Source organism: Pelagibacterium halotolerans B2, from assembly GCF_000230555.1.
Classification (GTDB): Bacteria; Pseudomonadota; Alphaproteobacteria; order Rhizobiales; family Devosiaceae; genus Pelagibacterium; species Pelagibacterium halotolerans.
This window is the reverse complement of the sequence record NC_016078.1, coordinates 2,192,205-2,215,470: the sequence shown is the minus strand read 5'-3', so window position 1 is coordinate 2,215,470 and position 23,266 is coordinate 2,192,205. Positions and strand designations below refer to the sequence as shown.

Genomic DNA, 23,266 nt, shown 5'->3' with positions numbered 1-23,266 from the left:
TTTTACGGCAGCTTGGCGGGAATAGGCTGGCGCGCTAGCTGGGCAGGAAACGATCAGGAGATTTGCAGATGAGCAGCTATGTCACCCGAGCCGGTTTGCAGGTCGATGAACAGCTTGCCGCGTTTGTCGAGCAAGAGGCGCTCAAGGGACCCGATGTCGCTTCGGACAGGTTCTGGGCGGGGTTTGCCGAGATGGTCGCGGCCTATATGCCGGGCAATCGCGAGCTCCTGGAAATCCGCGACAGGATGCAGAACCAGATCGACGACTGGCACCGCGACAATGGCCCGGCAACAGCGAACCCGGAGGCCTATCAGGCGTTTTTGCGCGAGATCAGCTATCTCGAGGACGAGCCGGAGGATTTCCGGATCGAAACTGAAAATCTCGATCCCGAGATCGCCTCGATCTGCGGCCCGCAGCTTGTCGTGCCGGTGTCCAATGCGCGCTATGCGCTCAATGCCGCCAATGCGCGCTGGGGCAGTCTCTACGATGCGTTTTACGGCACTGATGTGATCGCCCGTGAGGGCGATCTGGCACCGGGGCGTCAGTACAATGCCAAGCGCGGTGCGGAAGTGTTTGCGCGGGCCGGGCATTTCCTTGACGAGGCGTTTCCGTTGCTCGGGGTCAAGCACTGGGCCGTGACACGCTATGGCGTCGATATATCGGGAGATGTCGCCAGACTGGTGATTGAAAGTCAGGATGGCCGGGCGAAACTGGCTTATCCCGAGGCGTTCGCGGGCTATTCGCGCGATGGCGATGTGCTGCGCATCCTGCTCAAGCACCACGGGCTGCATGTCGACCTGGTGATCGATCCCAACCATCCGGTGGGCAAGGATCATCCGGCCAATCTGGCTGATGTGGCGATCGAAAGCGCGTTGACCACAATTCAGGATTGCGAGGATTCGGTTGCGGCGGTCGATGCCGAGGACAAGGTCGGGGTCTATCGCAACTGGCTCGGGCTGATGAAGGGCGATCTGGCCGATACGTTCGAAAAGGGCGGCAAGAGTGTCACACGGACGCTCAATGCGGATCGGGTTTACACAGCACCGGATGGAAGCGAGTTGACCCTGAAGGGGCGCGCATTGCTGCTGGTGCGCAATGTCGGGCATCTGATGACCACCGATGCCATTCTTGACGCTGAAGGCCAGCCGATCGGCGAGGGGCTGATGGATGCGGCGATCACCACGCTTTGCGCGCTGCACGACCGCAAGCGGAAGGCCAATTCAACAACCGGCTCGATTTATATCGTCAAGCCCAAGATGCACGGGCCGACCGAAGTGCTGTTTGCGTGCAATGTGTTCGGGGAAGTGGAAAAAATCCTCGGGCTGCCGCTCAACACCATCAAGATCGGCATCATGGACGAGGAGCGCCGGACCTCGGCCAACCTCAAAGCGTGCATTTATGCAGCGCGTGAACGGGTGTTTTTTATCAACACCGGGTTCCTCGACCGCACCGGTGACGAAATCCATACGTCGATGGAAGCCGGGCCGGTGCTGCTCAAGGACCAGATCAAGGCCGAACGGTGGATTCAAGCCTACGAGGATCGCAACGTCACGATCGGTATTGCCTGCGGGCTGACGGGCCGCGCTCAGATCGGCAAGGGCATGTGGGCCCGGCCCGACGATATGGCGGCGATGATGGAGCAAAAGATCGGGCATCCGAAATCGGGCGCCAATTGCGCCTGGGTGCCTTCGCCGACGGCGGCAACGCTGCACGCGCTCCACTATCATGAGGTCGACGTGTTCGAGGCGCAAAAGCGCCGGCACAACGAACCCATTCCCGGTCTGGACGCCTTGTTTTCCATGCCGGTGCTTGATCCCGCGACGCTCTCGGCCGAGCAGATCCAGCGCGAACTCGACAACAATGCGCAAGGGATCCTGGGCTATGTGGTGCGCTGGGTCGATGCGGGGGTGGGGTGTTCGAAAGTCCCCGACATCAACAATGTGGGACTGATGGAAGACCGGGCGACCTGCCGCATTTCATCGCAGGCCATCGCCAACTGGCTCTGGCATGGGGTGGTGACCCAGGACGAGGTGGTGGCGACCTTCACCCGGATGGCCCGGGTGGTCGATCAGCAGAATGCGGGTGATCCAGCCTATGAGCCCATGAGCGGTGATCCCGAACACTCGATTGCCTTTCAGGCCGCATTGGCTTTGGCACTGCAAGGGGTCGAACAGCCTTCTGGTTATACCGAGCCGCTGTTGCACGCCAAGCGGGCCGAAAAGAAAGCTCAACGATAGTCGTCGCGATTGTCGGAAAGGCGCGGCGACGGTTGCGCCTTTTGTCTTTTCTCTGAGGTCTCCTGCTCCGATTTCCTGTCCCGGCGGCTGCGGCGCCACAAATGCCACTGGCGCTCGCCACGCAGGATAATCCCGTTCATCGGCCGCTGCAGGAAAGGCAGGTCGATGGCCAGCAACAACAGGCCGAGCGGCAGCATCCAGACACCGAGGATGGGCAGGAACGCCAAAAGGCCGCCGATGCAAAACAGGATGCCGAGAGGGATGCGGATGAGCATGGCCCAGGGCTGGCGCAGGATATAGATCACCATCGAGAAACGCGGGAAACGCGCTTCGAGGCGTAGGAACAGGCGTTCGAGGCGGGTCCGCTCTTTGGTCATGCCCTAAGAGATAAGAGGGAAAGTGGCTTTATCAAGCCGGGTATACTCATGAGACGAAATCGAACTTGTCGACATCGAACAGCCCGTTGTCCGTCATTTTCAGATGCGGGATGACGGGCAGGGCGAGGAAGGCGACCTGAAGAAAGGGTTCAGGCAGGGTGCAATCGAGTGCTTTTGCCGCCTCGCGCAAATGTTCGAGATGTTCGGTGACGATCTCGAAAGGCTCCAGGCTCATCAAGCCGGCAAGGGGCAGGGCGAGATCGGCCAGGATTTCGCCCTCGCAGGCCACGGCAAAGCCGCCTCCGATTTCGATGAGGCGATTGACCGCCAGAGCCATGTCCTCATCGGTGACGCCGACCACGGTGATGTTGTGGCTGTCGTGACCGACCGATGAGGCGATGGCGCCGCGCTTGAGCCCGAAACCCTTGACGAAGGAGCGGCCGATATTGCCGTTGATGCCGTGCCGTTCGATGACCGCCACCTTGATGACGTCGGCACCGGTATCGGGCTTGAGGCCGGATTCGTCGCTGGCCAGCGCCGCGCTTTCGCGGAAGGTGAGGATGAGGCCGGGTTTGACCCCGATCACGGGCACCTCGTTCCTGTCGGGATTTGGGGCGGTGATGAAAGCCGAGGGTTCAACCGGCTTCGCCTTCATGGAATCGAGACCGACAGGCGCGACCTGTTCGCGGGCTGGCCAGAGCGTTTCGGTGACCAGGCGACCGGCGGAAACGACGTCGGATACGCGGCAGTCTTCAAGACTATCGAGCAAGGTGATGTCGGCACGCCAGCCGGGTGCGACCTGACCCCGGTCCTTGAGGCCGAAAATACGGGCGGCGGAATGGGACGCGGCACGATAGACGTGATGCAGTGGGCAGCCATGGGCGATCAGACGGCGGATCGAGGAATCAAGGTGACCCTCTTCGGCGATATCGAGCGGATTGCGGTCGTCTGTACACAGCGCGACGAAAGCCGAGGTGTTTTCATCAAGGATCTCGGCCAGCGCATCGAGGTCCTTTGATACCGAGCCCTCGCGAATGAGGATGGCCATGCCTTTGGACAGTTTTTCGCGCGCCTCCTTGGCGCTGGTTGCCTCATGGTCGGTGCGAATGCCGGCGGCAAGATAGGCGTTGAGGTCGAGCCCGGACAGCAGTGGTGCGTGGCCGTCCATGTGCCGGTGCTGGAAGGCCTCGAGCTTGGCGAGAATGGCTGGATCGCAATTGATGACACCGGGGAAATTCATCATTTCGGCAAGGCCGATGATTTTGGGATGGTCGGCAAACGGTAGCAGATCGTCGATCTCGAGCCGCGCACCTGCCGTCTCGAATGGGGTGGCCGGCACGCAGGAGGACAGGTTGATGCGGATATCCATGATTGCGCGCTCGGCGCAGTCGAGGAAATAGCGAATGCCTTTCGCGCCGAGCACGTTGGCGATTTCGTGAGGATCACAAATAACGGTGGTGACGCCATGGGGCAGCACACAGCGGTCGAATTCGAGCGGGGTGACCAGCGAGGACTCGATATGGAGGTGGGTATCGATAAAGCCGGGGACCGCAAAGCGGTCCGCTCCGTCGATTTCGGTCCTGCCTTCATAGACCCCATGGGTGCCGACGATGCGATCGGCGACTATGGCGATATCGGTCCGGGTGATTTCGCCGGTGACGATGTCGAGCCGCTTGACGTTTTTGATGACCAGATCGGCAGGGTCGAGACCGCGTCCGGCGCGGATCATGCGGGCGAGTGTGGCTGCATCGGTCATCTGTTTTGATCCTTGTTCTTGTTGGGCAAGGGTGTCGCGGCGCCGGTGTTCGGTCAAGAAACAAAAGCGGCGGCATTGCTGCCGCCGCTCTCGATTGACAGTGCGCGAAGGCTTATTGGGGAAGCTGGTCGTCCACGCCTTCGACGTAGAAGTTCAGACCGAGCAAAGTGCCGTCGTCCGCCTGTTCGCCCTCGGCGAGCCAGACGCTTCCGTCCTGCTTGTTGATCGGGCCGGTGAAGACGACGAGTTCGCCGGACTTGATGGCTTCCTCGGTTTCTTCGGCGAGCGCCGCGACCTCTTCTGGCATGTTGGTGTAAGGCGCCATTGTCAGAATACCGTCGACCAGCCCGTCCCAGCTATCCGAGGTTTCCCAGGTGCCGTCGATGACCGCACCGACGCGCTCGATGTAATAGGGCGCCCAGGTGTCGACGATCGCCGTGAGCTGGGTTTCAGGACCCGCTTCGATCATGTCGGAAGCCTGACCGAACGCCTTGATGCCACGGGCGGCGGCTTCCTGCATAGGGGCTGTGGAATCGGTGTGCTGGGTGATGATATCGACGCCCTGGTCCATCAGGACCTTGGCGGCATCGGCTTCCGCACCGGGATCGTACCAGGAGTTGGCCCAGACGACCTTGACGGCGAAATCGGGGTTGATCGACTGGGCGCCGAGCATGAAGGCATTGATGCCCTGTACGACCTCGGGGATGGGGAACGAGCCGATGTAGCCGGCCACACCAGCCTCGGACATCGAGGCGGCAATCACGCCCTGAATGTAGCGGCCTTCATAGAAGCGCGAATTGTAAACCGAAACGTTGGGTGCGGTCTTGTAGCCGGTGGCGTGTTCGAACAGCACGTCGGGGAAACGCTCGGCAACGGCGATGGTGGGATCCATGAACCCGAACGAGGTGGTGAAGATGATATCGCAGCCCGAACGCGCCATACGCTCGATGGCGCCTTCGGAGGTGGCTTCGGCGACGTTTTCGATGAACCGGGTTTCGACAGCGTCGCCATATTCTTCTTCGACCGCGAGGCGGGCGATGTCGTGGGCCTGGCTCCAGCCACCGTCGGTGTGCGAACCGACATAGACAAAGCAGGCTTCCACAGGTTCATCCTGCGCCATGGCGGCGGGCACGAGGGTCAGCGACAGCGCGGTGGCTGCCGTAAGGGTTGAGAGGAGCGTTTTCATGAGTGTCCCTTCCTTGAACTTGAAGTTTTTAGCGATCCGGCACGAAGCTCTTGCCGAGCGAGGCCGGGGTGTTGATCAGCGTCAGCCGCCGGTTCTGGGAAATGAGCACCAGTACCAGGACGGTGGCGAGATAGGGGAGCGCCGAGAGGACCTGGGACGGAATGCCGATCCCCAGTGCCTGGGCGTGCAATTGGCCGATTGAAACCGCTCCGAAAAGATAGGCGCCGGCGAGCACACGGGCCGGTCGCCATGAAGCGAAAACCACCAGAGCCAGTGCGATCCAGCCGCGTCCGGCCGACATGTTCTCGGTCCATTGCGGGGTATAAACGAGTGAGAGATGCGCCCCGGCCAAGCCTGCACAGGCGCCGCCGAACAGGACGGCCAGATAGCGATAGCGGATGACCTTGATGCCGAGCGCGTGGGCCGATTGCGGATTATCACCGATCGAGCGCAGGGTGAGGCCCTGTTTGGTCCTGAACAGGAACCAGGCAACGCCGATGACCAGGGCTATGGAAATATAGAAGATGACGTCCTGACCGAACAGCAAACGTCCGACAATGGGAATATCGGAGAGAACGGGGATATCGAGAACCGGCATGCGGACGGCCGAACGGCCGACATAGGGTTCTCCGATCAACCCGGACAAGCCAAGGCCCAGAATGGTGAGGGCAAGGCCGGTTGCATATTGGTTTGTGGCCAGCGTGAGCGCCAGAAACGCAAAGAGCAGCGAGAGGATGGTGCCGAACAGCACGCCGACCAGTGCGCCGATGAACGGGTTGCCGGTGAGGATCATGCCGACAAAACCGCCGACGGCGCCCATGACCATCATCCCCTCGACGCCGAGATTGAGGGTGCCCGAGCGTTCGACGACAAGTTCGCCGATGGCGGCCAACAAGAGCGGGGTTGCGGCGGTGGCGATGGTGAGGAGGATCGATTCAAGCATCGACGGCGCTCCCCGATGCCTTTGGCGCGCGGGCAAAACGGATGCGGTAGTGGATCAGCGTGTCGCACGCCAGGATATAGAGCAGCAATGCGCCCTGAAAGACGCGGGCGACCTTGTCGGAGAGCCCAAGCGAGATTTGCGCGGCTTCCCCGCCGAGATAGGTGAGCGCCAGGACCAGCCCGGCAACGATGACCCCGAGCGGATTGAGGCGGCCCAGGAACGCCACGATGATGGCGGTGAAGCCGTAGCCCGGTGAAATGATCGGGCGAAGCTGTGCCGAAGCGCCGGCCACCTCGATGATGCCGGCCAGTCCGGCACAGCCGCCGGCCAGAAGGAAGGAAAAAAAGATCATCTTTTTGGCGTCGAACCCGGCGAATTTACCGGCGCGCGGGCTGGTGCCGAGCACCTTGACTTCAAAGCCCTTCAGCGTGCGCGAGAGCATGACCCAGATGGCGATGGCAACGAGGATCGCGATAACGATACCCCAATTGGCGCGGCCATCGGCGGGCATCAGCTCGGGGATGCGGGCGAGGTCATGGAAGCGCACCGACTCGGGGAAATTCATGCCGCCCGGATTTCGCCAGGGGCCGCGCACCAGATAATCGAGGATCAGCTCGGCTACATAGACGAGCATCAGGCTGACGAGGATTTCGTTGGTGTTGAATTTCGCCTTGAGCAGGGCCGGGATGCCGGCCCACAGAGCGCCGCCGACAATGGCGAACACCATCATCAGGGGCAGGACAAAAGGGCTCTGGACGTCGGTGAACAGGACCGGGAAGATCGACCCGGCCAGGGCACCCATGATGAACTGGCCCTCGGCCCCGATGTTCCAGTTGTTGGAGAGGTAGCAGACCGAAAGCCCGGCCCCCATGAGGATCAGCGGCGCGGCCTTGATGAGCAGTTCGTGGATGGACCACAGCTCGGTCAGCGGCTCGACGAAATAGACATAGAGCGCCGCCAGCGGGTCTTTGCCCAGAATGGCGAACATGATCGCGCCAGTGAGTACCGCCAGCGCAAGGCCGATCAGCGGGGAGAGAAATTGCAGGGCGCGGGAGGGGTTGCCGCGCTTGATCAGTTCAAGCCTCATGCGGTCTGTCCCTCGAAAATGCCCGACATTTTGAGCCCGATGGCGTTGCGGTCCGTCTGGGCAACCGGGGCGAAATCGGAGAGGCGGCCCTCGGCGATGGCGGCGAGACGGTCGGTGAATTCGAAAAGTTCGTCAAGGTCCTGGCTGATGACCAGAATGGCCGCGCCGCCTTCAGCGAGATCGACCAAGGTCTGGCGGATGCGCGCCGCCGATCCGGCATCGACACCCCAGGTGGGCTGGTTGACGATGATCACCTTGGGATCTTCGAGCACTTCGCGCCCGATGATGAATTTCTGGAGATTGCCGCCTGAAAGCGATTGCGCTGCGGGATCGGCGGCGCTTTTGCGCACGTCGAGTGCTTCCACGATGCTTTCGAGCAGGCTCTTGGCCTTGCCGCGGTTGATGAACAGCCCCGATTTGAGCCCCCGATTGACCCTGTAGCGGGTCAGGATAACGTTTTCGCTCAGCGAGAGGGAGGGCACGGTGGCATGGCCCAGCCGTTCCTCGGAGACAAAAACCGCGCCCCTGGCGCGGCGGGACGAAATGTCGTCATGGCCCACGGGCTGGCCGAAAAGCGTTACCTGTTCGGGCCTTCCGGCAAGGCGTTCGCCCGACAGCACATCGAAAAGTTCCGACTGGCCGTTGCCGGCAATTCCGGCGATGCCGACAATCTCGCCGGGAAACAGATCGAGCGAAATGTCCCGCAGAGGTGTACCGAACACCTCGCGCGAATCCATGGAGAGGCTGGCTATGGAGAGGAGTGGCTCGGTGCTTTTGGCGCGGGCTTTGGCGGGCCGGATCTGGTGGATATCGGCACCGACCATCATGCGGGCGATCGAGGCCGCGGTTTCATCGCGCGGGATGCAGGTGCCCACAACCTTGCCGTGCCGCAATATGGTGGCGCGCTCGCAAAGAGCCCGGACTTCCTCGAGTTTGTGCGAGATGTAGAGAATGGCCTTGCCCTCGTCGCGCAGCTTGCGCAGCACGGCAAAAAGGTCATCGACCTCCTGAGGGGTGAGCACCGAGGTCGGCTCGTCCATGATGACGAGGTCGGGATGGCCCAGAAGGCAGCGCACGATCTCGATGCGCTGGCGCTCGCCGACCGAAAGGTCGTGTACATAGGCGTGCGGTTTGAGCGGCAGGCCGTATTCCCTCGAGACCTTTTCGACGTCAGTGGCTACGGTCCTGATCGGGGCATCGCCGGGCAGGGCGACAGCGACGTTTTCGGCAACCGTGAGCGCTTCAAAGAGCGAGAAATGCTGGAACACCATGCCCACGCCAAGCTGGCGGGCGAAGGCGGGACTGGGAATGGAAACGGGCTTGCCCCGCCACACGATTTCGCCGGAATCGGGCTGGAGCGCGCCATAGAGCATTTTGACGAAGGTCGATTTGCCGGCACCATTCTCACCTAGGAGAGCGTGGATTTCGCCGGGATAAATTTCGAGATCGACGGAATCGTTGGCCTTGAAGCTCCCGAAGGATTTGGTGAGACCTTTAAGGGTCAGCAGTGGTTCGGGGCCGCTTGCTGTCATCATGCGCCAAAATTGGACCAAATGGACAAAAACACTATGTCGTCACATTTAGCGCCACGCAAGGCCGATTGCACCCGGCGTGGCGACTTGTTGAACGATATTTTTCATTTGCCCAAATTTGCATCATGTCGTCGTGGAACGCGACACAAGGCCCCGCGTTTATCTGTTACCGGGCATTGGGCTCCGGCCCGATGAGCCCCGGAAGTTCACATGACTCAAGGGACGCAGAGCAATGACCGACGACAAAACCGAGCTCACCAAAACCGAAGCGCGGCAGGGCAACAGCCGCAAGATGAATTCGCGCGTCCTCATTTATGGATTGGTCGGGATTATTATTCTTTTCGCGGCCGTCTACTGGTTCAGCACCGCAACATACGACGAAACGCCGACGACGACCGATGGTGGCACCACGCTGGAAGACGTGCCTGCTGCGGGCGACGACGTCGATGCGGAACTTGAGGGGCTGCCTACTCCCGCGCCCACTGAAGAAGCGGTGACCGAGCCTGAAGGCTCGGATGCACCGGCGATCGATACCCCTATAGAAACCGCGCCGGTCGATTCCGAGGGGCCGGCCCCCGAGCCGCTGGCAACCGAGCCCGAAGCGGGCCAGTAGGTCAATCCTCTATCAGACCGAATTGACGGTAGAGGACTATCTCATTGGCGGCGACAAAGCCGAAAATCTTGCGTTGGCCCTCTCTGTCCATACTCGGTTGCGTCATGAACTTCCGCCATCGCTGGGATGCCGGTCATTCCGGGCAACGCGCCTCAAGAGCGTCGCAGGGCGACCGAATTGCGCAGGATGAGTTCGGAGCGCAGCAGGATTTCGCGTCTGGCGGGCGTTTCGCCTTCGAGCATTTCGAGAAGGAGATCCATGCTGGCCTCGCCGATTCGAAGGCGGGGCTGCTTCATCGTTGTCAGCGATGGGGTGACGAAGCTGGCAAAGGAAATGTCGTCAAAGCCCATGACCGAGAATTCGTAGGGCAATTCGTAACCCCTCGCGGTGAGCGCGATGAGCACGCCGAGTGCGGTGGCGTCATTGACGCAGAAAAAGGCGGTGGGCAGCCGGTCGCGAACGAACATGCGCTCGGCGGCGGCACGGCCGCTTTCGGTGGTGCCGTCCGCTTCGAGTATGAAACTGGGCTCGGCAGAAATCCCCGCCGCCGCAAGTGCCGTGCGAAAACCGTGCTCGCGCAATTGAGCGACGGTGCGGCCGGGGGACTGGCCGATAAAGGCGATCTCGCGATGGCCCTGGCTGATGAGGTGGTCGGTGGCGACGCGGGCACCTTCCACATTGTCGACGCCGACGAAAGGAATGTCGGAATTGGGGATGGGCTCGTTGATCGCAACCATCGGCGGAAGCCGCACGCCCGGCTGGTTCTCGGCAAGGCCGAAGGGCAGGTGACCGGTCAGCAGGATGATGCCGTCGGCCTGGTTGGAAGAGATGAAGCGCAGATAATCGGTTTCCCGAACGGGATCGTTCTGCGTGTTGCCGATCAGAACCCCATAGCCGCGCTTGGACGCTTCGGTTTCAAGGCCCACGAGAATGTTGGAAAAGTTCGGGTCGCCGACGTCGGGGGCCAGGATCAGGATCATGTGCGAACGCCGCGTGCGCAGATTGCGCGCCATCGCGTTGGTCGTGTAGCCGGTCTGGGCAACCGCCTCGATAACCTTTCGGCGCGTGGAATCGGCGACCTTGCCGGGTTCGTTGAGGGCGCGTGAGACCGTGGCGATCGAAACGCCGGCGATCAATGCCACATCCTCGATCGTTGCTGGTTTGACCGCGCTCAAGGCTCCCCCGTGCCGGTGCATTCCTTGCGGATCCGGCCATTCAACGCATTGAAATCGAGGACAATCGGCACCTCTATTCCAGCGTCATGTTTTATACACATCCCTTCTTATGTAAACCTTTACATCATTAATGAAAAGGTTTACACAATTAGCAATTGGGAGTAGCCGGCCGCAACGTTGGCAGGAAATCGGGGGAGGACTGGTGATGGCCGATAGCGCCAGTGCGCCACATATTCTTGCAGCAAACAGGGTTTCCAAGAGCTTCGGCGAAGTGCCGGTGCTGTTCAGCATCGATTTCGACGTTCGTGAAGGCGAGGTTCACGCGCTGATCGGCGAGAACGGTGCGGGCAAGTCCACGCTTATCAAGATCCTGTCCGGCATAGAACAGCCGACCTCGGGCACTATCGTGCTCGATGGTGAGCCGATCCGGCTTCCCTCCAATGGAGAAAGCGAAAGCCTGGGGATCGTTGTTATTCATCAGGAGCTCAATCTCGCTGAACACCTTACGGTGGCCGAAAGCATTTTTCTGGGCCGGGAATGGACGCGGTACGGGTTTTTACGCCGTTCCGATATGCAGGCGGAGGCGCAGCGCATTCTCGACAGCCTGCATGTGGCCATCGACCCCAATGCGCGCATCAATACGCTTTCGGTTGCCGACAAGCAGATGGTGGAGATCGCCAAGGCGATCAGCCGCGAAGCGCGCGTGCTCATCATGGATGAGCCGACCGCTGTGCTGACCTCGGCCGAGACCGACACGTTTTTCGAACAGGTGCGGCGGCTCAAGGCCAAGGGCGTGGCCATCGTCTTCATCTCCCACAAGCTTGACGAGGTCATGGCCCTGTCCGACCGCATCACGGTGCTGCGGGACGGGCAATTGATCGCCACAGTGGAGACGGGGGACCTTACCCCCGATGCCATCGCCGAGATGATGGTGGGGCGCGAATTGTCCAACCTCTACCCGCCCAAGCATGAACCCGATGTCGATGCACCGGTTATCCTCGACGTGGAGGGCCTGACGGCCCCCGGCGTGCGCGGAGTGAGCTTTGCGCTGCGCCGCGGGGAGATCCTGGGATTTGCCGGGCTGATCGGATCGGGACGCACAGCCGTTATGGAGGCCATAGTCGGGCTGACGGAAAAGACAGGCGGCACGGTGCGGCTCAGAGGCGAGCCGGTGGCATTTTCGGCGATCGGCCAGGCGATCGATGCGGGGCTGGTCTATATGACCAAGGACCGCAAGGGAAAAGGGTTGCTGCTCAATGTCGGGCTGCAGCAGAACCTGACACTCCTGACGCTAAAACGGCATATCACGAACGGCTTTCTCAACGAGGCGAGCGAAGTGGAAGCCATGGAGCGGGCGACGCGCCGCTTCGATATCAGGGCGCGTGACGCTTCGGTTCGCGTCGGCCAGCTCTCGGGCGGCAATCAGCAGAAACTGATGTTGGGCAAGGCCATGGAGAGCGAACCGGAAATCGTCATCATCGACGAACCGACGCGCGGGATCGATGTCGGCACCAAACAGCAGATTTATCACATCATCGCCGCGCTCGCCAAAGAAGGCAAATCGATCATCGTGGTCTCGTCCGAGATGCAGGAAGTGATCGGGCTTTCGCACCGGGTGGTCGTGATGCGCGAAGGGCGCCGCATGGGCACACTCGAAGGTGCGGAAATCAAAGAGGGAGAAATCATGCGCTATGCCGCTGGGCTCAAAGGAGAATCGGACGATGACCGCGCAAGCGCATGAGGGGGTAAAGCCGGCCAAAAAGCGGTTCAGGATCGACTATCACACCTTCGGGCCGCTCGTGGCGCTGATTGCGCTGTGCATATTGGGTTTCGCGCTCAATCCGGCGTTCGCTTCGGAGGGCAATATTGCCAACCTCCTGACGCGCTCGGCCTTTATCGGCATTATAGCAGTCGGAGCGACCTTCGTTATCACCGCGGGCGGGATCGATCTTTCGGTCGGGTCGATGGCGGCAGTGATTTCGGGCGTGATGATCATCGTGATGAACGCCGCGATAGAGACGCTCGGCACCGGCATACCGACGGTTCTGCTCGGTTGCGCGGCCTCGGTGCTGCTGGGGCTGGCTGCCGGCTTTCTCAACGGCTTCATGACGACCAAGGGCAAGATCGAAGCGTTTATCGTAACGCTCGGCACGATGGGCATATTCCGTTCGCTGGTCACCTATTTCGCCGATGGCGGAACGCTTTCACTGGCCTTTGACATTCGCGATGCCTATCGCCCGGTTTATTACGGCAATGTGCTGGGCATTCCCGTTCCTGTGCTGGTGTTCGCGCTGGTTGCGCTGCTGGGCTGGGTGCTGCTCAACCGCACGGCGTTCGGGCGCTATTGCATGGCCATCGGATCCAACGAAACCGTGGCGCGCTATTCGGCGATCAAGGTGGATCGGGTCAAGACGCTGACCTATGTCATCCAGGGGCTTTGCGTTTCCATCGCCACGATCATCTATGTTCCGCGCCTTGGCTCGGCTTCGTCCTCGACCGGGGTGCTCTGGGAGCTTGAAGCGATCGCCGCGGTTATCATCGGCGGCACCATGCTCAAGGGCGGATACGGCCGGATCGGGGGCACCGTGATCGGAGCGATCATGCTCACGACGATCGGCAATATTTTGAACCTGACCGACATCATCTCGAACTACCTCAACGGTGCGGTACAGGGCGTCATCATCATCGCCGCCGTCTGGCTGCAGCGCGGCAATCTTGGCCATCTCAACATCTTCAGGAAGGCCAAGGGCTAAAGCGTTTCTCGGACAAGTGGGAACCATTTATCCGGGTTGAAAGCGCGATAGAACAAAGACTTAGGGCATTGAAGCAATTCAAAAAAATGGCGGAAATGCTCAGGAAATTCCAACCGGCGCCAATGCGCACCGGCGGGGGCAGCGCCTGAGGAGAGGCGCGAAACATAACCAAGGAGGACTATCATGCGAACACTCAAGCTTATCGCCGGCGCTGCCCTGTGCAGTGTTGCGCTGGGGGTGACCGCCGCGGCGGCACAGGAGATCACGATCGGCGTTTCCATTCCGGCGGCAACGCATGGCTGGGCCGGCGGGCTCAACTGGCACGCCGAACAGGCCATGGCCCGGATCGAGGAAGCCAATCCCGATATCGACATCGTGCTGATCGCCGCGGACGGCCCGGCACAGCAGGCCAACGATCTCGAGGATCTCATCTCGATCCACCAGATCGACGCTCTGGTCGTATTGCCGTTCGAGTCCGAGCCGCTCACCGATCCGGTGCGCATGGTCAAGGAGTCGGGCGTATTTGTAACGGTCGTCGATCGCGGGCTGTCCCAGGAAGGGATCGAAGACGTTTATGTCGCCGGCAACAACACGGCGCTGGGAACGGTTTCGGGGGAATACTTCCTCTCCCGGCTCGGCGAGGGTGACAACATCGTCATCCTGCGCGGCATCCCGACGGTGATCGACGACGAGCGCTTCAACGCCTTCATGGAAACCATCGAAGGGTCCGGCATCAACGTTCTGGACAATCAGTATGCCAACTGGAACCGCGATGACGGGTTCGAGGTTATGCAGGATTTCCTCTCGCGCTTCCCCGACATCGATGGCGTCTGGGCGCAGGACGACGACATCGCGCTCGGCGTTATCGAAGCCGTGCGTCAGGCGGGCCGCGAGGACGAGTTGTTCATCGTCGGCGGCGCGGGGATGAAGGAAATCATCCAGATGGTCATGGAAGGCTCCGAACTGGTGCCCGTCGACGTGCTCTATCCGCCCGCGATGATCGCCACCGCCATGGACGTGACCGTCAGTCACTTCACATCGAACGGTCCGGTTTCAGGCGAATATATCCTCGGCGCGCCGCTGATCACGCCTGAAAACGCGGAAGATTACTACTTCCCGGATTCGACATTCTGATCTGCACTTCCTCCCGTCGTGCAAAGAGAGAGGGCGGCTTGCGGGCCGCCCTTTTTTCTATGTCCCCGAAAGGACCGAGCGCAGCCATGGCAGGAAAGACTGACGCGGTGCACGCTGCTGAAGCGACATGGTGGCGGGCCGGCCCAGTGCACCCGCGCGAGGAAGCAGGCGAGCGTCCTGGTGGGGATCGCCATCAGGCTCGTCGTCATCGGTGGCGGGCGGCTCCTCGCCGGTCAGCGCGGCCAGATAGCTGTTGGCCCAGTTGTCGACATTGTGGGTTTTCGCCACGGTCATCAGGCTTTCCCAGCGCTGTTTACGCTCCTCGAGCGGCATGGCAATCGCTTGGCGCATGGCCTCTGCGGTTTCGTCGGTGTCGAAGGGATTGATGATGAGGGCATCGTGGAAGATTTCCGCCGCGCCGGCAAAGCGCGAGAGAACGAGGACGCCGGGGTTTTCCGGGTTCTGGGAGCCGACATATTCGTGCGCGACCAGGTTCATGCCGTCACGCAAAGGCGTGACCAGACCGACACGGGCAAGGCGGTAGAGGCCAGCCAGCGAGGCTTGGGAATAGGCACGTTTGACATAGGTTATTGGTAGCCAATCGGGCTCGGCGAACCGGCCGGTCAAGCGGCCCACTGCAGTGTCGAGCTCGTCGGAAATCACCTGATATTCCTTGATCGTATCGCGCGATGGCGGGGCGATCTGGATCATGTGGACGGCGCGCCGGAGATTGGCGTTGTTTTCCAGCAGCTTCTCGTATGCCTGGACCCGCTGGGGCAGGCCCTTTGAATAGTCGAGCCTGTCGACGCCCAGGATCATGGCGCGGCCGTTCATGGAACGCTCGACGCGCTTGTACATCTTTTGGGCGTTGGGGCTGGTGGCCAGTTTCGAGAAGGCTTCGGGGTCCGATCCGATCGGGAACGCTTCGAGGACCGTGTTGCCGAGATCGATCTCGAACGGCGTGCCTCCGGCCTGGCGGTACATCTCCTCATGGGCAATGAATTCGTTGAAGGCCGCAACGTCGCGCTGGGCCTGAAATCCGACGAGATCATAGGCCAGGAGGTCGGTCAGGAGTTCCTCATGGTGGGGAATAGCATTGAGTGCATCGGGTGTCGGGAAAGGGATGTGGAGATAAAACCCGATCTTGTTGCGAATATTGCGCCGGCGCAGTTCAGTGGCCAGCGGGATCAAATGATAGTCATGCACCCAGATGATGTCGTCAGGCTTGATGTGCCTGGCGATGGCCTCGGCGAACTGCACATTGACGCGGCGATAGCCTTCGTACCAGTGGGAATGGATATCGGTCAGGTCGAGCCGCAAATGGAAGGCCGGCCAGAGGATCGAATTGGAAAAGCCCGCGTAATAGCTCTGGTGATCGGATTTTGTCAGGTCGATCGAGCCGATCTGCAGCCCGTCGATGGTCTCGAATTTTGCCTCGCGGCTGGGCGTTTCGGCGAACGCTCCGGACCATCCGAACCAGAATCCGTCTCTTGCGGAGAGCGTTTTCTTCAAGGCGACGGCAAGCCCACCCGCAGCGGGCGTCTTTCCGGGGATTCGGTTTGAAACGACGATAAGACGGCTCATCTGATCCTGCTTTCCTGGATTCCTTGACCCGCAAAATCGGATGCGGTGCTGTTTGGTTCCCTCTCGATCAGGGCATCGAAATAGCTGTAAAGCGAAGCAATGTCGGGCAGGGAGAACTGGGCGTGTGTCTGTGCATCCTGGCCGATCCTGATGCCGAATCCGCCGAGGCGTTCGGCAGCGGCAAACCCGTCTTCGTCGGTCACATCGTCGCCGATGAAAACCGGCATGCGACTGGCAAACGGCTTAACCTGCATCAATTGGGAAAGAGCCGCGCCCTTGTTGGCCGATGTCGGGCGTGCCTCTACAACCTTTTTGCCGTCGATAGCGTGGAAATCGGGAAATCCGTCGAGCGCGCGGGAGAGGGCGGCGCGAACCATAGCGCCCTTGGCCGGGGCTGCGCGGTAATGGACTGCAACGCCTGTGGGCTTGGGCTCGACAAGGATGCCCTCTTGCCCAAGCAGTGTATCGGAAACGCGGCCCGTTATGGTCTCGGCATCGTTGACAAGATGGGCGTCAGGCTTTTGCCGTTGTCCGTTGTGACGATGTTCGGCGCCATGGCTGCCGGCAACCGAAAAGGCTTGAGCGGGCAAAAAGCCGTCGATCGTATCGATCGTGCGGCCCGTCACGATGGCAAGAGCACCGTCGAGGGCGGCGTAAAGGGAACGGAGCCGGGCGGGCAGGTCGTCGGGAACGAGAACTGCATCCGGATGTGAGGCGATCTCGACGAGCGTGCCATCGAAATCGGTAAAGATCGCTACCGGGCCCGAACTGGCGGACAGGATAGCGGAAACCGCGTTTTGCATAATCTCCGGGGCTAGGTTGTTGAGGTTCGCTCCATTAGTTCAATGTCCATATGGACAAAGGGTTCCGGGTTGCCGGGCAGGGCCATGTCTGCCGAGTTGCCAGCAATCCCATAAACGCAAGATTCGCCGAGATGGCGCGTCGGCGCAACCGTCCCCGGCGCATACCGGCTAGTCGCCGGACGCAATAGAATCGAAAATGAACCGGGTCGGGCGCCTGGCCAGGAATATCCCGGCCAGGGCGTAATCTTGTCAGCGATGGACGACGGCCTGCACGATTGGTCCCGGTGCCGGGCAATCGGGCGAGATTGCTGCTTCGATGCAGGCGATACTGGCAACTTCGGTGGCAGGCGTTGCCGTCAATCCATTGGCTTGAGTGATCGTCAGGATGACGATGAACAGGCTGGCCGCGAGGGCGGTCAGGCTGACGAGGCGTGGTGTGGTCATCATGGTGGCCTCCCCGCACATGTCCGGAAAAGACGACGGACCAATCCGCAGAACTTTCCGGAAAGTTAACGCCGCATACAATGGGGGAGAATGCTTGAGCGGGAGCCGTCTGGCAAGCTTTTGTTAATGGAAAGGGAGGATCGGTGTGGAACGGGATCGGCAGCGTTCGGAAAAAATATTTAAAAACAGTGTTCTATCCCGCCGAGCGACTTGTCAGAACGAGTGCGATGCCGGTGGAAAAGGTTTGGGGAGAGGTGCGGCAGGTGCCGGCCGGCAAGATTACGCATGCCCCTCTCCCCCTAAAGACCGGCGAAACGAGGACGCAAAGTCCGCCGGTCTTCTCTATCGCGGCCCGGGAGGGACAGGCCGCGACGAACGCAATCGGCCCTGAAGCCGGAAAAGGCGGGAGGAATGAATGCAAACACGTTCCTTGGGGGACGCATTAAGGAGTACATTCCTCCCTATCGAACGCAGCCGGGGACGCGGTGGCTACGCCCGAATGGGCCAGGTGACGGTCTCCCGCACCCAGAAATCGATTATGTTCGCCATCTCCGCGCGATAGGCGCCCAGTTCGTGATGGCGGACGAAAACGGCGTCGGCGCCGCTTTGGAGGAGCGCACGACGGTTCTCGGTTGCTCCGGTATCTGCAATGGCTGCCAGCGGAACGTTCGCGCCCGCGGCGAGGTTCCCGATCCGGGAAATGAACGCAGCCGTCGCACCGCTGTGCGATTTGAGGTCCACAATCACCATGTCGGGCCGTTGTGCCCCTGTCGCACCGAGAAGGCGGACAAGCGTGCGTTCACCCCGTTTGGCATTGCCGATCCAGACGAGCCGGGCCGGAGAGGCGTTCGCGTGCATGGCCCGGCGCATCAGGCGCGCGGAATGAATATGGTCATCGACGAGCACAAATAGCGGCTCGAACGCGGCGTTGCTCGTCATTGGCCCCAAACCGGAAAAATAAAATCGAGCCCCCAGACAACCGGCCGGCTCCAAGACACATGCGGCAAATACGGAAATCGCGCTGCCCTCCACGGGGAGGTCGCTGCAATCGCAGGCCCCGCGCCATGCAAAGTCGGCAGGGCCACTGCGATGACGGGGCGTATGAGGCAGTTTGCGCGCCAGCGAAAGGTTATTTCCCGTAACGGACGGTAAAGGGGCGGCCGATTTACATGTAAAATGGAGAGGTCTAGTGTGTTCCAAAGGAGGAGCGCATGCCGGAGGGGCGGGTGTATGCCGAGGACGAACAGATTGCGGTTCGCCAAGCGCTCGATGAGCTTCTGGCCTGGTCGGCCATGGCGCGCTCGCCAAGGCTGTCGGCCTTCCTGACTTACATCGTGAACGCTGCCCTGTCGGGAAATTCCGGGTCTGTAAAGGCCTATTCCATAGCGGTCGATGTTTTCGAAAGAAGCGAAGACTTCGATCCGCAATCAGATCCGATCGTAAGGGTTCAAGCGCGCCGATTGCGAGGCCTGCTCGAGGAGTTCGACAGGCTCGGTCTGGGCCAGGCGCCTGTGCGGATCGTCTTGCCGGTGGGGCGCTATGTTCCAGAATTCATTGCGCGCGAGAGCCCTGGCGTGGTTGCCGACGGCGACGGCGAAAAGGTGTCCAACGTCACCGAGGAGGCCGGTGGAGCGCGGCCGCCACAGGCGCCATCAAGGTCGATCTGGGTGGCCGGTGCAGCAGCAGCGCTGCTGCTCCTCGCTTCGCTCTATTTCTGGCCGGAGCTGGGGCAGCGCACCTCATCTACGCCAGCGCTGGTTCAACCCAAGTTGCCTCTGGTCATCGTCGAGGATTTCGAAAATCTTACCGACGATCAGCGCGGCACGCCACTCGTCGCCGGACTGGCGCTCGAACTCGTTACCGACATCAATCAGTTTTCCGATCTATCGGCCCGCTATGGCGGACCACAGGCCGATCCCGACCTGGTCGAACGGGCCAATGGCGGGGTTTATGTGCTTTCGGGTGTGGCACGGCGATCGCCGCGTGGACTTCTTTATTCCATCCTCTTGCAAGATACTCCCACGCGTGCGGTGATCGCCACGTTCGAAGTGGAGGTGCCGCTAGATGACGGCACTCCTGGCCTGAATTTGCAGGACGTCTCGGAAGAGTTCTCGCTGCGGCTCGGGAGCCCGAGAGGGCCGCTCCATAAAGCAGCGCGGAACTGGATCGAGACCCATGCGGACGAAGGCCTTGTTCTTGAGCCCTATCCCTGCCTTGTCGCCTATTCGATGTTCCGCGAGCAACGCGCGACGTTCGACGCTGGTGCGCTCGAGCGCTGTGCGCGTCAATCGCCGGTCCGGGACTGGCCGGAAGGCGCGGCGATCCAGGCCGTTCTGACGGCAGACGAGGGGTGGCGTGTTGGCCCGGATACTGCAGAGGGGGAGGCTCTTGTCGAACGGGGCCGCGATTTGGCTGAACAGGCCCTCAGCCGGGAGCCAACGAGCGGGTTCAACTGGGCGCAGAGGGCCTATGTTGCATTCCTTGCCGGGGAGGTCGGCCATTCGCGCGACTTTTATAACACTGCGGTGCAGCTCAATCCGGCGATGGTCGATGTGCTTGCAGATTATGGATATGTGGAAAGTCTGAACGGCAATTGGGAGGCGGCACGGGCCCTGTCGCAGCGCGCGCTTTCGGTTGAGGTCAATCCGCCCGATTTCTATTCCATCGTCCCGACTTTGTGGGCAATGCGCGAGGGCGATTATGCCCAGGCGGCGGCGTTGGGCGAACGCATGGTCTCGGCTGCTCCCGATTTCGGGGTTGCCGTGATGGTTGCGGCAGGCGGGCAGTTGCGGGATGCCGACATCATAAATGCCTATCTCCCCCGACTGCTGGCGAGCCAGCGCTTCAGGCGGCTCGGCATCATGCCGGCATTGCGTCAGTATGTGCTCGACCCGGGCCTGCTGCGAGCCATTTCGGGCGGCATCATCAGCGCAGGGGTGCCACTCGACCGGCTGGCCCATCCTTTCTGATTGCGCGAGGCAATTGCGACTGGACGCGCCCGGCAAATCACTGTGAGATGACGGCGGGAGGTGGTGTCATGAGTTTCAGAGCGCTGTTTACCGACAAGGGCGCGAGCGGCAGTGTTGCGTCGAGGATCACCGAACTCGATGAGGCTCGATTGCCCGAGGGCAATGTGCTGGTCGGCATCGACTGGGCGGGGTTCAACTACAAGGACGGCATGGTCCTTTCGGGCATCGGCGGGCTGGTGCGCGACTATCCCCATGTGGGGGGTGTCGATTTCGCCGGGCGGGTGATCGAAAGCACCGACGGGCGCTATCATCCCGGACAGGCTGTGGTGTTGACCGGCTGGCGGGTCGGGGAATGGCACTGGGGCGGGTTTTCCACGCGGGCCCGGGTGAATGCCGACTGGCTGGTGCCGCTGCCCAGGGAGATTTCGACGCGAAGCGCCATGGTGCTGGGCACGGCGGGGCTGACGGCGATGCTGGCGGTCAACCGGCTCAAATCGGAGGGCATCAAGCCCGGAGACGGCGACATCCTGGTCACTGGCGCTGGCGGGGGAGTTGGCTCCATGGCGGTGCTGTTGCTGGCGCGACTTGGGTACAAGGTTCATGCCATGACCGGGCGGGCAGACCTCGCGGACGATCTCCGGGCGCTCGGGGCGACTGAAGTCGTGGGCCGCGAGGTCCTGGAACCGAGTTCCAAAAAGCTTCTGGGGACGCGCTGGATCGGGGCAGTCGACAGCGTAGGTGGTGCGCCGCTGGGCGAGATGCTCAAGCAAATCCACACGGGCGGCTGCGTCGCGGCGGTGGGGCTGGCGGCCGGCGATGGGTGGGATGCGAGTGTCATTCCCTTCATTCTGCGCGGGATAACGCTGGCCGGGATCGATAGCGTCATGCAGCCTTTCGAGGCACGCATGGCGGCGTGGGATCGACTTTCCACGCTGTTCGGGTTCAGCGTTTATGAACGGATGGTGCGCGAAGTTGGCCTTGAGGACCTTGTCGATGTTTCCAGAGACATTCTGGCCGGCAAGATCAAAGGGCGGGTCATCGTGTCGCCCAAGGGCTAAATTGCCTATCAGTCGGGCGAAAATCTCTCGAAATTCCGCCGGATCGCTATAGGGTAATGGAGTATTTGCCGGAGGACTTCATGCAGGATGTTATCGATGCGCTCGAAGAAAAGCGCCAACACGCGCGGATGGGCGGGGGCGCAAAGCGCATCGAAGCGCAACATGCCAAGGGCAAGCTGACGGCCCGCGAAAGGATCGACGTTCTGCTCGATCCGGGTAGTTTTGAAGAATACGACATGTTCGTCACCCACCGCACCCGCGATTTCGGGATGGACGAGCAGATCATCCCGGGCGATGGCGTGGTGACCGGATGGGGAACGATCAACGGACGGCTCACCTACGTGTTTTCCCAGGATTTTACGGTTTTCGGCGGCTCGCTGTCGGAAACCCATGCGCAGAAAATCTGCAAGATCATGGACCTTGCCGTCCAGAACGGTGCGCCGGTGATCGGGCTCAACGACAGCGGCGGGGCACGCATTCAAGAGGGCGTCGCCTCGCTGGGCGGTTACGCGGAAGTCTTCTGGCGTAACGTGCAGGCATCGGGCGCGGTACCGCAGATTTCGGTGATCATGGGGCCATGCGCGGGTGGGGCCGTCTATTCGCCAGCCATGACCGATTTCATCTACATGGTCAAAGACACGAGCTACATGTTCGTGACCGGGCCGGACGTCGTCAAGACGGTCACCAATGAGAGCGTGACCCATGAGGAACTGGGCGGAGCTTCGACGCACACCAGAATTTCCTCAGTGGCCGATGCGGCGTTCGAAAACGATATCGAAACGCTGCTCGAAGTGCGGCGCCTGTTCGATTTTCTGCCGCTCTCGGCGCGCGAAAAGGCGCCAAAGGTGGCCACAAATGACCAGATCGACCGGCGCGAGGACAGTCTCGATACCCTGATCCCCGCCAATGCGAACACGCCCTATGACATGCGCGAGGTGATCGAGAAAATCGCTGATGAGCGCGATTTTCTCGAACTGCAAAAGGACCATGCCGGCAACATCCTTATCGGGTTCATCCGGCTCAACGGACAGAGCGTGGGTGTTGTCGCCAACCAGCCCATGGTGCTTGCGGGGTGCCTCGATATCAACGCATCGAAAAAGGCCGCGCGGTTCATCCGCTTCTGCGACAGTTTCGATATCCCCATCCTGACCTTCGTTGACGTGCCCGGCTTTCTTCCCGGCGTGGCGCAGGAATATGGCGGCATTATCAAGCATGGCGCCAAGCTGCTGTTCGCCTATGCCGAGGCGACTGTGCCCAAGGTCACCGTCATTACGCGCAAGGCCTATGGCGGGGCTTATGACGTGATGAGCTCAAAGCACATCCGCGCCGATGTGAACTATGCCTGGCCGAGCGCGGAAATCGCCGTGATGGGCGCCAGGGGAGCAACTGAAATCCTTTATCGCTCGGAACTGGACGATGCCGAAAAGATCGCGGCACGGACAAAAGAGTACGAAGACCGGTTCGCCAACCCGTTCGTTGCCGCCGAGCGCGGCTTCATCGACGACGTCATCATGCCCCACAACACGCGCCGCCGCGTGGCACGGGCGTTCGAGAGCCTTAAACACAAGCAGGCGCATGTGCCGATCAAAAAGCATGGGAATATTCCGCTGTGAGG

At 61.0% G+C, this 23,266-nt stretch carries 19 protein-coding genes; 8 read left to right on the top strand and 11 right to left on the bottom strand.

Going from position 1 to position 23,266, the window contains the following annotated elements; translation table 11 throughout:
- The first annotated feature begins 68 nt into the window (after positions 1-68).
- Entirely contained in the window at positions 69-2,237 is a 2,169-nt protein-coding gene (locus KKY_RS10840) for a malate synthase G (RefSeq protein WP_014131390.1), read from the top strand.
- Here KKY_RS10840 and KKY_RS10835 read toward each other — a convergent pair.
- The 6 genes from KKY_RS10835 to KKY_RS10810 form a co-directional block, all read right to left on the bottom strand.
- Entirely contained in the window at positions 2,228-2,614 is a 387-nt protein-coding gene (locus KKY_RS10835) for a hypothetical protein (protein WP_014131389.1), read from the bottom strand. The genes KKY_RS10840 and KKY_RS10835 overlap by 10 nt on opposite strands.
- Positions 2,615-2,660: 46 nt before the next feature.
- Positions 2,661-4,370 carry an adenine deaminase gene (ade, locus tag KKY_RS10830; protein ID WP_014131388.1) on the bottom strand — a complete coding sequence of 570 codons (1,710 nt, stop codon included), beginning with the start codon at positions 4,368-4,370 and terminating at the stop codon, positions 2,661-2,663.
- 112 nt (positions 4,371-4,482) lie between these two features.
- Positions 4,483-5,556, bottom strand: a complete 1,074-nt coding sequence (locus tag KKY_RS10825; protein WP_014131387.1) for a BMP family ABC transporter substrate-binding protein — start codon at positions 5,554-5,556, stop codon at positions 4,483-4,485.
- Between the two features lie 28 nt (positions 5,557-5,584).
- A complete protein-coding gene (locus KKY_RS10820; protein ID WP_014131386.1) occupies positions 5,585-6,499 on the bottom strand; it encodes an ABC transporter permease in 915 nt (304 codons plus the stop codon).
- Positions 6,492-7,586 carry an ABC transporter permease gene (locus KKY_RS10815; RefSeq protein WP_014131385.1) on the bottom strand — a complete coding sequence of 365 codons (1,095 nt, stop codon included), beginning with the start codon at positions 7,584-7,586 and terminating at the stop codon, positions 6,492-6,494. Before KKY_RS10815 ends, KKY_RS10820 begins: the two co-directional genes overlap by 8 nt.
- The gene (locus tag KKY_RS10810; RefSeq protein WP_041528712.1) at positions 7,583-9,121 is read right to left on the bottom strand and encodes an ABC transporter ATP-binding protein; all 1,539 of its coding nucleotides are present in this window, start codon (positions 9,119-9,121) and stop codon (positions 7,583-7,585) included. Before KKY_RS10810 ends, KKY_RS10815 begins: the two co-directional genes overlap by 4 nt.
- 229 nt (positions 9,122-9,350) lie before the next feature.
- Between KKY_RS10810 and KKY_RS10805 the strand changes: the two genes are divergently transcribed.
- Entirely contained in the window at positions 9,351-9,731 is a 381-nt protein-coding gene (locus KKY_RS10805; protein ID WP_014131383.1) for a hypothetical protein, read from the top strand.
- Positions 9,732-9,883: 152 nt separating this feature from the next.
- On the opposite strand, the gene KKY_RS10800 is transcribed toward KKY_RS10805, so the two are convergent.
- On the bottom strand, positions 9,884-10,906 hold the full coding sequence (locus tag KKY_RS10800; RefSeq protein WP_014131382.1) for a LacI family DNA-binding transcriptional regulator: 1,023 nt from the start codon (positions 10,904-10,906) through the stop codon (positions 9,884-9,886).
- Between the two features lie 205 nt (positions 10,907-11,111).
- Between KKY_RS10800 and KKY_RS10795 the strand changes: the two genes are divergently transcribed.
- From KKY_RS10795 to KKY_RS10785, 3 genes are all read left to right on the top strand, one after another.
- On the top strand, positions 11,112-12,647 hold the full coding sequence (locus tag KKY_RS10795) for a sugar ABC transporter ATP-binding protein (protein WP_014131381.1): 1,536 nt from the start codon (positions 11,112-11,114) through the stop codon (positions 12,645-12,647).
- On the top strand, positions 12,628-13,659 hold the full coding sequence (locus tag KKY_RS10790; protein ID WP_014131380.1) for an ABC transporter permease: 1,032 nt from the start codon (positions 12,628-12,630) through the stop codon (positions 13,657-13,659). Before KKY_RS10795 ends, KKY_RS10790 begins: the two co-directional genes overlap by 20 nt.
- 183 nt (positions 13,660-13,842) lie before the next feature.
- A complete protein-coding gene (locus KKY_RS10785; RefSeq protein WP_014131379.1) occupies positions 13,843-14,793 on the top strand; it encodes a substrate-binding domain-containing protein in 951 nt (316 codons plus the stop codon).
- A gap of 57 nt (positions 14,794-14,850) precedes the next feature.
- Here KKY_RS10785 and KKY_RS10780 read toward each other — a convergent pair whose 3' ends face one another.
- The 4 genes from KKY_RS10780 to KKY_RS10765 all read right to left on the bottom strand — a co-directional run bounded on the left by KKY_RS10780 (position 14,851) and on the right by KKY_RS10765 (position 18,563).
- The gene (locus KKY_RS10780) at positions 14,851-16,377 is read right to left on the bottom strand and encodes an alpha,alpha-trehalose-phosphate synthase (UDP-forming) (protein ID WP_014131378.1); all 1,527 of its coding nucleotides are present in this window, start codon (positions 16,375-16,377) and stop codon (positions 14,851-14,853) included.
- Complete coding sequence (gene otsB, locus KKY_RS10775; protein ID WP_014131377.1) at positions 16,374-17,180, bottom strand: trehalose-phosphatase; 807 nt, start codon at positions 17,178-17,180, stop codon at positions 16,374-16,376. The genes KKY_RS10780 and otsB overlap by 4 nt, the downstream gene beginning before the upstream one ends.
- Positions 17,181-17,429: 249 nt before the next feature.
- Complete coding sequence (locus tag KKY_RS10770; RefSeq protein WP_014131376.1) at positions 17,430-17,627, bottom strand: hypothetical protein; 198 nt, start codon at positions 17,625-17,627, stop codon at positions 17,430-17,432.
- Positions 17,628-18,113: 486 nt separating this feature from the next.
- Entirely contained in the window at positions 18,114-18,563 is a 450-nt protein-coding gene (locus tag KKY_RS10765) for a response regulator (protein ID WP_014131375.1), read from the bottom strand.
- Between the two features lie 272 nt (positions 18,564-18,835).
- On the opposite strand from KKY_RS10765, the gene KKY_RS10760 reads away from it, so the two are divergent.
- The 3 genes from KKY_RS10760 (at position 18,836) to KKY_RS10750 (ending at position 23,264) form a co-directional block, all read left to right on the top strand.
- Positions 18,836-20,593 (top strand): adenylate cyclase, encoded by a 1,758-nt coding sequence (locus KKY_RS10760; RefSeq protein ID WP_014131374.1) that lies wholly within the window; start codon positions 18,836-18,838, stop codon positions 20,591-20,593.
- A gap of 68 nt (positions 20,594-20,661) precedes the next feature.
- The gene (locus tag KKY_RS10755) at positions 20,662-21,651 is read left to right on the top strand and encodes an MDR family oxidoreductase (RefSeq protein WP_014131373.1); all 990 of its coding nucleotides are present in this window, start codon (positions 20,662-20,664) and stop codon (positions 21,649-21,651) included.
- Between the two features lie 80 nt (positions 21,652-21,731).
- A complete protein-coding gene (locus KKY_RS10750; protein WP_014131372.1) occupies positions 21,732-23,264 on the top strand; it encodes an acyl-CoA carboxylase subunit beta in 1,533 nt (510 codons plus the stop codon).
- Positions 23,265-23,266: the final 2 nt, after the last annotated feature.